This window comes from Dietzia sp. NCCP-2495 (genome assembly GCF_026011735.1).
Lineage (GTDB): Bacteria > Actinomycetota > Actinomycetes > Mycobacteriales > Mycobacteriaceae > Dietzia.
This window is the reverse complement of the sequence record NZ_BRVN01000017.1, coordinates 1-11,554: the sequence shown is the minus strand read 5'-3', so window position 1 is coordinate 11,554 and position 11,554 is coordinate 1. Positions and strand designations below refer to the sequence as shown.

Here is an 11,554-nt window from a genome sequence, read left to right as displayed (position 1 = left end):
GGGTCTCCGAGTGCCAGATGATGGATTCGAACCAACGTAGGCTAAGCCGACGGATTTACAATCCGCTCCCTTTGGCCGCTCGGGCAATCTGGCGTGCACCCTGCAGGGCGCAGAGACACATTACAACGCCCCTCCCCCCGGGTACCAAATCGGGGGTCTCCGGAGGCGGGTAACCTGGCCTGGATCGACCTCAGCATGCCCCGCCACCAGTGAAGGAGAGAGCGTCCATGGCCTCGGAGTCCTCGTTCGACATCGTCTCGGAGTTCGACCGCCAGGAGGTGGACAACGCACTGAACCAGGCCGCCAAGGAGCTGGGCACGCGCTACGACTTCCGCGGCACCGACGCCGGCATCGAGTGGAAGGGCGAGGACGCGGTGGAGATCACCGCCAACACCGAGGACCGCGTCATGGCCGCCAAGGACGTGTTCATCGAGAAACTGGTCCGCCGCGGACTCAGCATGAAGGCGCTCGAGGTGGGCGAGCCGATGCCGTCGGGCAAGAGCTTCCGCCTGGTCGGCTCGCTCAAGCAGGGCATCGACAAGGAGAACGCCAAGAAGATCACCAAGCTCCTGCGCGACGAGGGCCCCAAGGGCGTCAAGGCGCAGATCCAGGGCGAGGAGATCCGCGTGTCGTCCAAGAAGCGCGACGACCTCCAGACCTGCATTTCGCTACTCAAGGGCGCGGACTTCGAGGTGGCGCTGCAGTTCACCAACTACCGCTGACCCGCCAACCTGGCGCGCGGTCCCGCGGAAGCGAGCCAGCCTCCCCCACCATTGCGCACCTGCGGGTCTAGAGTGGCTTCCATGGCGCAGTTGCGAATCAGCGAGGCGGCCTCCCTGATGGGGGTCAGCGACGACACCGTGCGCCGGTGGATCGACCGCGGCGAACTCACCGCGTCCCCGGACGATTCCGGTCGCAAGACCGTCGCCGGCGCCGATCTCGCCCGGCTGGCCCAGGAGCGGGCTGCCGGGCGGGTCGCAGGAGTGGGCGGTTCCGTCGACGCCGCGGTCAGCGCGCGCAACAGCTTTCGCGGTCTGGTCACGTCGGTGAAGTCGGACGAGGTCATGTCCCAGGTCGACATCCAGTGCGGGCCCTACCGCGTGGTCTCGCTGATCTCCACGGAGGCCGTACGCGAGATGGGCCTGGAGCCCGGCTCGCTGGCCACGGCGCGGGTCAAGGCCACGTCCGTCGTGGTCGAGGGGGCGGCGCGGTGATCCGGGTCGCCACACCGCTGCGCCGGGTCGCCACCGCCGCGCTGGGCGCCGCCGTGGGGCTGTCCGTGCTGGTGGGATGTGCGTCGGGGGGTGACGACGACAACGCCACCGACGCCGACTCCCGGACCCTGACCGTCTTCGCGGCGGCCTCACTCACGGACTCCTTCACCGAGTTGGCCGTCGACTTCGAGGAGGCGAACCCCGGCGTCGAGGTCCGGCTGTCCTTCGACGGTTCCTCCGGGCTCGTCGACCAGCTCGCGGGCGGCGCCCCGGCAGACGTCTTCGCCTCAGCGGATGAGAAGAACATGGACCGCGCCGTGGGCGAGGGCCTGGTCGCCGGCGAGCCGGTGTTGTTCGCGACCAACGTGCTCACGCTCATCACGCCACCCGGCAATCCGGCGGGGATCACCGGGTTCGACGAATCCCTGTCCGGTACCCGGCTGGTCATCTGCGCCGAGGGAGTGCCCTGCGGTAACGCCACCCGCGCGTTGGCCGAATCTGCTGGGCTCGACCTGCAGCCGGTGAGCGAGGAGACCAAGGTCACCGACGTCCGCGGCAAGGTGACCTCCGGCGAGGCCGACGCCGGCATCGTCTACGCCACCGACGCCGCGGCCGCGGGAGAGTCCGTCGAGACCATCCCGATCCCGGACGCCGAGGACTCCCCCAACCGCTACCCGATCGCCGTGCTCTCCCGCTCCTCACAGCCCGACCTCGCGCGGCAGTTCCTCGACTCCGTGACCGGCCCCGACGGCCGGGCGGTGCTCGCCGGATACGGATTCGGCGGCGTATGACCACCACGGCGCCTCTGGGCACTGCGGGGCACAACCCGGCATGCTGAGGACCCCGCTCCCCCGGTGGCTGCACGCCGCGGCCGTTGTCACCGTGCTGCTGCTGGCCCTGCCACTGGTCGGTCTGGCGGTGCGCATCCCCTGGACCGAGGTGCCGACGCTGCTCAGCTCGGAGGCCGCCCGGGAGGCGATGTCGCTCAGCCTGCGCACCTGCGCCCTCTCGACCGTGCTGTGCGTCCTGCTCGGCACCCCTGTGGCGGTTCTGCTCGCGCGCAGCAACGGTCCGCTCGCGGCGTGCGCCCGGACGGTGACCGCCCTGCCGATGGTGTTGCCGCCGGTGGTGGCCGGCCTGGCGTTGCTCATCACGTTCGGTCGGGTCGGCGTGGTGGGCGAGCACCTGTCGGTGCTCGGCATCGAGATCGGTTTCACCACGACAGCCGTCGTGATCGCGCAGACCTTCGTGGCGATGCCGTTCCTCGTCGTGGCACTCGAGGGCGCACTCCGGTCCGTGGACTCCCGCCTCGAGCGGACCGCCGCGTCGCTGGGCGCCTCCCCCACCCGAGTTCTCTGCACGGTGACGCTGCCGCTGGTCCTGCCGGCGCTGCTCTCCGGCACGAGCATGTCCTTCGCCCGCGCCCTCGGCGAATTCGGCGCCACCCTCACCTTCGCCGGGTCGCTGCAGGGCACCACGCGGACCCTCCCGCTCGAGATCTACCTGAGCCGCGAGTCCGACACCGAGACCGCGCTCGCCCTGGCGCTCCTGCTGATCATCGTCGCCGCCGGGCTCATGGCGGCCTCGGCCTGGGTGGCCCGCCGGACTGTGGCGCGCCATGACTGAGCACCCCGCCGCCGCTCTCGCTTGCCGGATCGATGCCCGCGACGTGGACCTGGACCTCACCATCCCCGCCGGCCGCCGCGTGGCGATCGTCGGTCCCAACGGCACCGGCAAGTCCACCGCCCTGGCACTGCTGGCCGGGCACCTGCGCCCCGATTCGGGCGAGGTCCGCCTCGACGGCCGGATCGTTTCAGCAGCCCGCACCCACCTGCCCGCACACCGCCGCCGCGTGGTGACGCTCGAGCAACGGCCAGGCCTGTTCCCGCACCTCACGGCCCTCGAGAATGTCGCCTACGGCCCCCGCGCCCGTGGCACCCGCCGCCGCGACGCGCTCGCCCGCGCCCGCACCGAGCTCGAGGCCGTGGGCTGCGCCGATCTCGCCTCCCGCCGCCCCCATCAGCTGTCCGGCGGGCAGGCGCAACGCGTCGCCCTGTCCCGCGCGCTGGCCGTGGATCCCGAGCTCGTCCTGCTCGACGAGCCGCTCGCCGCCCTGGACGTGGAGGTGGCCCCCGCGATCCGGCGTCTCCTCGCGGATCGGCTCACCGGCCGCGCGGTTGCCCTGGTGACCCACGATCCGCTGGACCTCTGGGCGTTGGCAGACGACGTCGTCGTCGTCCTCTCCGGCCGCGTCGCGCAGACCGGAACGGTCGAGCAGGTCCTCACCCGCCCCACGTCCGACTTCGCCGCGCGACTGGCGGGCGTGTCCCTGGTGGAGGGCGAGGTGGTCGACGACGACGAGCTCCGCACCCCCGCCGGCGACGCCGTCACCGGGGTCCGGTCCGAGCTCTCAGGCGGCTGGCGCAGGGGCGTGCGGGCGATCGCGACGGTGGACCCGCGATCGGTGGCGATCCGGGCCGTCCCCGCGCCGGCGGGCGCTGCGGACCCCACCTCGTCGGTGCGCAACGCCTGGCCCGCACGCGTGGTCTCGGTGGCGTCGGCCAGCGCGCTGACCCGGGTGACGGCCGAACTCCGGGACGGCCAGCGCGTCCACGCCGAGGTGACGAGCCGCTCGGCCGCCGACCTCGCGTTGACTCCCGGGCTGGGCGTGATGCTGGTGGTCAAGGCCGCCCAGGTCGCGCTCTACCCGCGCCCCTGACGCAGGGCCGCCACTCGGTACGCCAGTAGACGCCTCGGTGCGCAGGACACCCCTCCGACGCCTCGGCGCGCAGGACACCCATACGATCCCACGACGCCCATCGAAATCTCCTAAACCGCTCGGATCCCATGGGTGTAGCGCAATCCCATAGGTCTCGTGGAGTTAGATAGGCGTACTTGCCGCCGCCGCGTCAGCCCACTCGGTCGACGGTGAACCGAACCAGCCGGCGCAGCGCCTCATTGGCGGGGCCGGCGGGCAGGGCGTCGAGCTCGGTCATGGCGTCGTCGACGTACTTCTCCAGCGTTGCCCGCGCGCGGCGCATGCCGTCGGAGGCGCGGAGCAGGTCGAGGGCCTCGGCGACCTCGGCGTCGTCCGTCAGCGGTTGGGCGAGCAGCTCACGCAGGCGCGGGCTGTCCGGTGAGTCGGCCTCGAGCGCGTAGATCATGGGCAGCGTGTGCACGCCCTCACGCAGGTCGGTGCCGGGGGTCTTGCCGGAGTCGCCGGAAGGCGAGGCGATGTCGATGATGTCGTCGGCGATCTGGAACGCGATCCCCACCGCGTCGCCGAGGCGGCGCAGGCGGGCGATCTGCTCGGCGTCGGCGCCGGAGTACTCGCCGCCGAACTGGGCCGCGGCGGCGATGAGCGAGCCGGTCTTCTCCCAGATCACGCGGAGGTAGTGCTCGGCCTCGTCGAAGGTCCCGCCGGCCGCCCCGTCGGCCGCCCCGCCGGCCGCCCCGTCGGCCGCGTCGTAGGCGCCGGGCCCGACGGTCTCGCGCATCTGCCCCGTCACGAGCTCGGCGAACGTCTGCGCGATGAGCTGGACGGCGGCCGGGCCGAGATCGGCGAGCAGCATCGAGGCGTGGGCGAACAGGAAGTCGCCAGCGAGGATGGCGGTCGAGTTGTCCCAGCGACTGTTCGCGGACTCGACGCCGCGGCGCATGGTGGCCTCGTCCATCACATCGTCGTGGTACAGCGTCGCGAGGTGGATCATCTCGCACACGACGGCGGCCTTGACGAGCCGATCCGTGTCGGGCTGCGGGCCGAGGTGTCCGGTCAACAGCGTCATGAGCGGACGGAACCGCTTCCCGCCCGCGGTGACGAGGTGCAGCGCGACCTCGGAGAGGAAGTCCTCCCCGCTGGCCAGCCTGTCGACCAGCATCGTCTCGACGTCGCCCAGCCGCTCCCGCAGCATGGCCGCGAGGGCGGCGTCACCGACGTCCACGCCCGCCACGGTGTGGTCGGGCGCCGTCTCCGCGGTGCCGGTCGTCATTGAATCGCTCGACATCCCCACTCGTCCTCGTCAGCCATGTCCTGCCCCGGAGTCGTCCGGTCCTCCCGACAGACTACGGTCCCACCCCACCGCCCGCGTCATCCCACCCCGCGCGAGGTCGCGGCACGCCCCGGACGACACTGCCGCACGCCCCGCGCGAGGTCCCCGCGGCCTCCCCGCCCCGCGACCTGCCACCATGGAACGCATGCAGTCACGGCCCACCCTCCCCGCGTCCACCGATGTCCTCGTGGTGGGCTGCGGCCCCGCCGGCTCGGCCACGGCGACGTGGCTCGCGCGCGCCGGCCGCGAGGTGACGGTGCTGGACGCGGCCGAGTTCCCGCGGGACAAGACCTGCGGCGACGGCCTCACCCCGCGCGCGATGCTCGAGGTCGATCGCCTGGGCCTCGGCGCCTGGGCGCGCGACCGCATCACCATCCAGGGCCTGGACCTGCGCGGATTCGGGCACCGTCGTCGTATCCCGTGGCCCGACGGCGACCACGGCGGAACCGGCTCGGCCGTGCGCCGGACCGTCTTCGACGACCGCATGCGCGAGGCCGCGGTCTCCGCCGGTGCGGTGGTGATCGACGGCGCGCGGGTGACCGGCGTGGAGCGTGACACCCGCGGCGGGGACGACGACGACACGACCGTCCGCGCAGTGCAGGTCGGCGACACCCGGATCGCGTGCCGGACTCTTGTCGTGGCCGACGGCGTTCGGTCGCCGGTGGGCAAGATGCTCGGGCGGACCTGGCATCGCGACACGGTGTACGCGGTCGCGGCGCGGTCCTATGTCGAGTCCCGGCGGCACGACCACCCGTGGATCGGCTCCGATCTCGAACTCCGCGACGAGGCCGGCGGTATCCAACCCGGCTACGGCTGGGTCTTCCCTCTTGGCGACGGCGAGGTGAACCTCGGCGTGGGCGCCCTGGCCACGGCCGCCCGCCCGGCGAAGGTCGCGGTCAAGGAGCTCCTGCGCCACTACGCCCGGACGGTGCACGACGAGTGGGAGCTGACCGGTGAGCCTCGCGCGGTGACGTCGGCGCTGTTGCCGATGGGCGGCGCGGTCTCCGGCGTGGCCGGTCGCAACTGGGCTGCCGTCGGCGACGCCGCCGCGTGCGTGAACCCTCTCAACGGAGAGGGCATCGACTACGCGCTCGAGGGCGGCCGTCTCCTCGCCGAACTCATCTGTGCGGAGCCTGGCTCGGTGGGGTCCGGCTCCACCAGCTACGGCTCCACCAGCTACGGCTCCACCGGCACCGGCCTCACGCGTGCCTGGCCCGAACTGCTCCGCGCGACGTACGGCGAATCGTTCGCGATCGCGCGCGACGCCGCGCTACTTTTGACCTACCCGCGGTTCCTGCCGTTCGCCGGCCCCATCGGGATGCGCTCGCAGACACTTATGACGGCAGCCGTGCGGTGCATGTCCAACACGGTGGCCGATTCGGACCGCGACATCGTCGCCCGCGGCTGGCGTGCCGCGGGGTCCCTCGCGAGCCGCTTGGACCGCCGCCCGCTCTTCGCGCACTGATCCCTGATCCCCCGCCGGGGGCTCTCGCACCCGCCCGGAGATCAGGCAGACTTGCGCGCCATGTGGATCGCGGCGATCCCGCCGGTGAGGTTGGTGACCGCGCACCGCTCCCACCCGCTCGACTCGATGATCCGCGTCAGGGCCGCCTGGTCGTGCCATTCGCGGATGGACTCGGCCAGGTAGACGTAGGCGTCCGGGTTCGAGGACACGCTCGTGGCGATCTTCGGCAGCGCCTTCATGAGGTAGTTCATGTAGACCGCGCGGAAGGGCGGGAAGACGGGCGTGGAGAACTCCACCACGGCCAGCCGTCCGCCGGGCCGCACGACCCGGGCCATCTCCCGCAGGCCGGCGGCGGTGTCCTGAACGTTACGCAGGCCGAAGCTGATGGTCGCGGCGTCGAACGACTCGTCGGCGAACGGCAGTTTCGTCGCGTCGCCAGCGACCTTGGGGACGTCGCGTCCGGATCCGGCGCGGAGCATGCCGAGCGAGAAGTCCGCGGCCACGCACCAGGCGCCGGACTTGCCGAGCTCGACCGTCGACACGGCGGTGCCGGCGGCCAGGTCGAGGATCTGCTCGCCCGGTCGGGGCGCGAGCAGGGATCGGGCGGTGCGACGCCAGAGGTGGTCCATCCCCCCGGACAGGATGGTGTTGGTGACGTCATAGCGTTCGGCGACACCGTCGAACATCGACGCTACGTCGCGGGGCTGCTTGTCGAGATCGGCGCGAGACACGCTCACGACGCTACCCGCCCGCACCCGCGGTGACGGTGCCAGCCTCGCTGGTTCAGGCCACGACGGTCGGCTGCCGCCATGCCGGACCCCGCCCGGCACTGCCCCGTCCGATACCGCCCCGTCCGATACCGCCCCGCCCGATGCCAGCCCGCGTGACGGCGCCCCGCCCGGCGCCGACGCTGCTGTATCCCGGCCGGGCGCTGCCGGGTCGGGCCCCGGCGGCGGCGTAGTGGTCGAAGAGCTGCGCGCAGATGGCGTCCCAGGTGCGGCCGGAGACGGTGTCCAGGGCGCCGGCGGCGAGTCGGGCGCGGTCGGCCAGGACGCGGTCGACGGTGTCGGACACCTCAGCGGCGTACCGCGACGGCTCGAGGAGGTAGCCGTTCACACCTGCCTGGACGAGGTCGCGCGGCCCGCCGGCGTCGGGGCCCACGACGGGCACGCCCGAGGCCTGCGCCTCCTGGATGGACTGGCAGAACGTCTCGAACTCGCCGGCATGGCAGAACACGTCGAGGGTGGCGTAGGCCTGTCCGAGCTGCTCGCCGTGGAGCTCGCCGGTGAAGATGGCGTGGGGCATGGCGGCCTGCAGGGCGGCGCGGTCGGGACCGTCTCCCACAACGACGAGCTGCAGGTCCCCGTCCGGACCCGATCGGTCGGCCAGTGCCTGGAGTCGCTCGACGTGCTTCTCCGGGGCGAGCCGACCGACGAAGCCGACGACGGGCCGTCCCTGGGGTGACCACATCCGGTGCAGCGCCTCGCTGCGGCGGGCGGGGGTGAAGCGCTCACTGTCGACGCCTCGGCCCCAGCGGTACAGCCGGGGGATGCCGTGCTCGGCCAGGTCCTCCATCGCCGCGGTCGACGGCGCGAGGGTCCGGTCGCAGGTCATGTGCAGTGCGCGGGTCCATGCCCACGCGACGTCGGCCATCACGCCCACGCCGTAGGACGTGGCGAATCCGGCGACGTCGGTCTGGTAGACGGCCACGGTGGGCACATCGAGGGCACGCGCGGCGGCGGCACCGGCGGCACCGAGGACGAACGGCGAGGCCAGGTGCACCACGTCGGGCCCGAAGTCCCGCAGTGCGTTGTAGACACTCGGGCTGGGCGCGCCGACGGGCAGCGAGGAGACCACCGGGACGCGCACGGAGGTGACGCGGTGGACGGGGTAGCCGAGGTGGTGGTCGCGTTCGGGCGCCAACTGGTCGACTCCGACGAAGTACGGGGTCATGGCGCTGACGAGCGGGTGGGCCCGTACGGCGTCGGCCGCGCCCTGCAGGAGCCCGACGTTGCCCGAGGGCGCCACGACCAGGCAGTCGTGTCCGTGCCGCCGCGCGTATTCGAGGACGCGCAGGACGGAGTTGGTGACGCCGTTGACGTTCGGCAGGAACGATTCGGTGACGATGGCTACGCGCACGCTCCCACTGTCTCCCCGGCCGGTGACGTGCCGGTGATCACAGCGGGTCGCCGGGGCGAACTCATCGTGCGCGTGGGTTAAGTCCGGGCAAAGTCCTGCCCCGCACCGGTGAGGTCAGGTACAGCACGATCCCCGCGAGCGGCAGCACCACGACGGGCACGCTCAGCGCGGGGACGATCGCGACGGTCCAACTACGTCCGGACACCCGCACGAGGTCGGGGTTGGCGCGCCGGAACTCGACCTGGACGCGCTGGCCCTCGATCAGTCCGGTGGGATAGAAGACGCCGGTGACGGGCCGGACGTGGCGCCCTCCGCCGGCGTCGAATTCCACCGCCGCGCGCCGGTCGGTGACCTCGGTGACGGTCGCCGTAACACTGCCCATGTCCTGGTCGATGCGCTGGTCGTTGACGAAGCACGCCAGGAGGATGAGCACGGCGACGACGACGGAGAAGACGGCGACGACGACGGCGACGCCCCGCACGAGCCGCCTGGCGATCGCCGCCCGACTGGCCTTTCGCGCCTCGGGCTCACTCACCCGGCCACCTCGGCGCGCAGGTCGGCGTGCAGGTCGCGCAGCCGCGGCCGACTCGTCGACACGCGGACGACCCGCAGCCCCTCGGGGACGATGTCGCGGTGCTCGAGGGAGTACGACGGCCGGGACAGCAGTTCCTCGAGCCCGTCCGCGTCGACGTCGGTGAACGGCACGCCCGCCCCGACGCAGAGCGCCCGCAGGTCAGCACCGTGCGGGGTGCCGAAGACGCGCTCGAAGTCGGATGCCAGCCGCGGATCGCCCTGCTCGAGGAGTGAGAAGATCCCGCCGCCGTCGTCGTCGGCCACGACGATCGTCAGGTCCGTCGGGTGCGCCTCGCGTGGGCCCAGCAGGAGCCCGGAGATGTCGTGGAGGAACGTGAGGTCTCCCAGGAGCGCGACGGTCCGTCCGGGAGCGGACAGCGCCACGCCGATCGCGGTCGACACCGTGCCGTCGATCCCCGCGGCGCCGCGGTTGGCGTACACGGTGGCATCCGGGTCGAGCGGCCCGACCAGCGACAGGTCGCGTATGGCGTTGGAGGCACCCACCACGAGATTGTCCCCGGCCTGGACCCCGCGCGCGACTGCCCGGGCGACGTGCAGTCCCGTCGGTGGTCCGGTCTCGAGGTAGCGGTCCAGGACGCGGTCGACGGCCGCCCGCGCCCGGGCGTCGGCCTCGTCGGTCGCGCCGGTCCACTTCGCGTCGGCACCCCATCCCGTGAGCACCGAGTCCGCCAGCTCGGCAGCACTGCCCGTGGGGTTCGGGAATCGCGGGCCAGCGTCCAGCACGACGAGGTCGACCTCCGGGTCGGACAACAATCGCGTGACCGACCGGTGCAGTGTCGGCCGCCCGGTCACCACGACCTGTTCCGGGTCCAGTTCCGCCAGCGCCAACGGGTGCACGGGGTGCAGCGGGACCGGTGCGCCCGGTTCGGCGATGGTGGGAACGCCCACGAGCCCGGCGACCGGCCGGGCACCGACGCCCGAGACGACCAGCGTGCGGCGGGTCAGGTCCACCGCGACTGCGGACTCTCCCGGAGCCGAGTCGACCCCCGCGACCGCACGCTGTACCCACGGCCGACCGCCTGAGCGTCCGGGCGGCAGTTCGAAGGTCGGCGAAAGGACGGGATCGGACTCGCCGGAGCCTGAGTCGTCCGAGCGTGAATCGCTGGCGGGGAACGCGCCGGAGCCTGAACCGCCGGGCGCGGTGTCTGCGGCACTGCCGTCTGTGCGGACGTTGTCGTCGTTGTCGTCGTCGTTGTCGTCGTCGTTGTCGTCGTTGTTATTGCCACCGGCTCCGCCCGAGCCGGCCGCGCCCTCCAGGCGGTACTCCTCGTCCCCCTCGGCGGGGACCAGCGGCTCGCGGAACGCGATGTCGACCTGGACCGGCCCGGGATCCGACGGCGCCGTCGCCGTGAGCACCGCCCGCCCGATCGCCGCACGCCAATGGCGGTGCTCGACCTCGGGATCACCGGCCGCGCCCATCTCGACCACCGCGCGCGCGTGCGGCCCGAACAGCCCCACCTGGTCGATGGTCTGGTTCGCCCCGGTCCCCCGCAGCTCGGGCGGGCGATTGGCCGTGAGCGCCAGGATCGGCACACCGGAATGCGCGGCCTCGACCATCGCCGGGTGCAGATTGGCCACCGCGGTCCCGGAGGTCACCACGACGGGCACCGGCCGCTTGGACCCCATCGCGAGTCCCAGGGCGGTGAATCCGGCGCCGCGCTCGTCGATGCGCACGTGCAGTCGCAGCCGACCTGCGCGCTCGGCGGCGGCCAACGCCAGCGCCAGCGGCGCGCTCCGCGATCCCGGGCACAGCACGGCGTCGGTGATGCCGTGGCGGAGCATCTCGTCGACCAGCACGCGGGCCTGCGCGGTGCTGGGATTGCTCTGAGTGTGCTGGCTAGGGGTCATCGTCCACAGCCTAGTCGGGCCCGGTGCCGACACCGGGTTGTCCGGGCGAGGCGTGGGCCGGTCCGGGCGCGTAGCTGGCCGACACAGGCGAGTGTGATCGAACTTCAGATCGATATTTTTATCGAAAACTATTGCTATATCTTAGCGACTCCGTTAAGCTGGAACGCAAGTTCGAATCACGGTGGGCGGTAGGTGCCGCCACCAGCGTTGTGGGACGGGGGTGTGGGGCCGGATGGGTGAGTGTG

10 protein-coding genes, 1 tRNA gene and 1 pseudogene are annotated in these 11,554 nt (G+C 72.2%); 6 read left to right on the top strand and 6 right to left on the bottom strand.

Translation table 11 applies throughout. The features are described from left to right. Window positions 1-11 precede the first annotated feature (11 nt). Window positions 12-93 (bottom strand) — tRNA-Tyr (locus OPF83_RS13175). A gap of 134 nt (window positions 94-227) precedes the next feature. Here OPF83_RS13175 and OPF83_RS13170 point away from each other — a divergent pair. The 5 genes from OPF83_RS13170 to OPF83_RS13150 all read left to right on the top strand — a co-directional run bounded on the left by OPF83_RS13170 (window position 228) and on the right by OPF83_RS13150 (window position 3,933). Beyond that, window positions 228-722, top strand: a complete 495-nt coding sequence (locus OPF83_RS13170; RefSeq protein WP_230928324.1) for a YajQ family cyclic di-GMP-binding protein — start codon at window positions 228-230, stop codon at window positions 720-722. Between the two features lie 81 nt (window positions 723-803). Further along, window positions 804-1,214 carry a molybdopterin-binding protein gene (locus OPF83_RS13165; RefSeq protein ID WP_264887941.1) on the top strand — a complete coding sequence of 137 codons (411 nt, stop codon included), beginning with the start codon at window positions 804-806 and terminating at the stop codon, window positions 1,212-1,214. Beyond that, complete coding sequence (gene modA / locus OPF83_RS13160) at window positions 1,211-2,005, top strand: molybdate ABC transporter substrate-binding protein (protein ID WP_264887940.1); 795 nt, start codon at window positions 1,211-1,213, stop codon at window positions 2,003-2,005. Before OPF83_RS13165 ends, modA begins: the two co-directional genes overlap by 4 nt. Window positions 2,006-2,045: 40 nt before the next feature. Beyond that, on the top strand, window positions 2,046-2,840 hold the full coding sequence (locus OPF83_RS13155) for an ABC transporter permease (RefSeq protein WP_264887939.1): 795 nt from the start codon (window positions 2,046-2,048) through the stop codon (window positions 2,838-2,840). Further along, window positions 2,833-3,933, top strand: a complete 1,101-nt coding sequence (locus tag OPF83_RS13150) for a sulfate/molybdate ABC transporter ATP-binding protein (protein WP_264887938.1) — start codon at window positions 2,833-2,835, stop codon at window positions 3,931-3,933. Before OPF83_RS13155 ends, OPF83_RS13150 begins: the two co-directional genes overlap by 8 nt. A 190-nt stretch (window positions 3,934-4,123) precedes the next feature. Here the strand turns inward: OPF83_RS13150 and OPF83_RS13145 are convergent, their stop codons facing one another. Continuing rightward, window positions 4,124-5,218, bottom strand: coding sequence for a polyprenyl synthetase family protein (locus OPF83_RS13145; RefSeq protein ID WP_264887937.1), 1,095 nt, complete (start codon window positions 5,216-5,218; stop codon window positions 4,124-4,126). A 181-nt stretch (window positions 5,219-5,399) separates the two neighbouring features. Between OPF83_RS13145 and OPF83_RS13140 the strand changes: the two genes are divergently transcribed. Then, on the top strand, window positions 5,400-6,728 hold the full coding sequence (locus OPF83_RS13140; protein WP_264887936.1) for a geranylgeranyl reductase family protein: 1,329 nt from the start codon (window positions 5,400-5,402) through the stop codon (window positions 6,726-6,728). A gap of 41 nt (window positions 6,729-6,769) precedes the next feature. Here OPF83_RS13140 and OPF83_RS13135 read toward each other — a convergent pair whose 3' ends face one another. The 4 genes and pseudogenes from OPF83_RS13135 to menD form a co-directional block, all read right to left on the bottom strand. Continuing rightward, window positions 6,770-7,459, bottom strand: a complete 690-nt coding sequence (locus tag OPF83_RS13135) for a demethylmenaquinone methyltransferase (protein ID WP_264887935.1) — start codon at window positions 7,457-7,459, stop codon at window positions 6,770-6,772. Between the two features lie 217 nt (window positions 7,460-7,676). Next, window positions 7,677-8,867, bottom strand: a pseudogene (locus OPF83_RS13130) (glycosyltransferase family 4 protein); the annotation flags it as partial. A 61-nt stretch (window positions 8,868-8,928) separates the two neighbouring features. Next, complete coding sequence (locus tag OPF83_RS13125) at window positions 8,929-9,402, bottom strand: DUF3592 domain-containing protein (protein WP_264887934.1); 474 nt, start codon at window positions 9,400-9,402, stop codon at window positions 8,929-8,931. Further along, window positions 9,399-11,309: a 2-succinyl-5-enolpyruvyl-6-hydroxy-3-cyclohexene-1-carboxylate synthase gene (gene menD, locus OPF83_RS13120; protein WP_264887932.1), complete on the bottom strand. Its 1,911-nt coding sequence runs from the start codon at window positions 11,307-11,309 to the stop codon at window positions 9,399-9,401. The genes OPF83_RS13125 and menD overlap by 4 nt, the downstream gene beginning before the upstream one ends. Window positions 11,310-11,554 lie beyond the last annotated feature (245 nt).

Excerpts from the sequence above, each read along its gene's own strand:
- menD (WP_264887932.1), bottom strand. The coding sequence starts at position 11,309 with ATGACCCCTAGCCAGCACACTCAGAGCAATCCCAGCACCGCGCAGGCC.
- OPF83_RS13165 (WP_264887941.1), top strand. The coding sequence starts at position 804 with ATGGCGCAGTTGCGAATCAGCGAGGCGGCCTCCCTGATGGGGGTCAGC.
- OPF83_RS13150 (WP_264887938.1), top strand. The coding sequence starts at position 2,833 with ATGACTGAGCACCCCGCCGCCGCTCTCGCTTGCCGGATCGATGCCCGC.
- OPF83_RS13155 (WP_264887939.1), top strand. The coding sequence starts at position 2,046 with ATGCTGAGGACCCCGCTCCCCCGGTGGCTGCACGCCGCGGCCGTTGTC.
- OPF83_RS13170 (WP_230928324.1), top strand. The coding sequence starts at position 228 with ATGGCCTCGGAGTCCTCGTTCGACATCGTCTCGGAGTTCGACCGCCAG.
- OPF83_RS13140 (WP_264887936.1), top strand. The coding sequence starts at position 5,400 with ATGGAACGCATGCAGTCACGGCCCACCCTCCCCGCGTCCACCGATGTC.
- OPF83_RS13145 (WP_264887937.1), bottom strand. The coding sequence starts at position 5,218 with ATGTCGAGCGATTCAATGACGACCGGCACCGCGGAGACGGCGCCCGAC.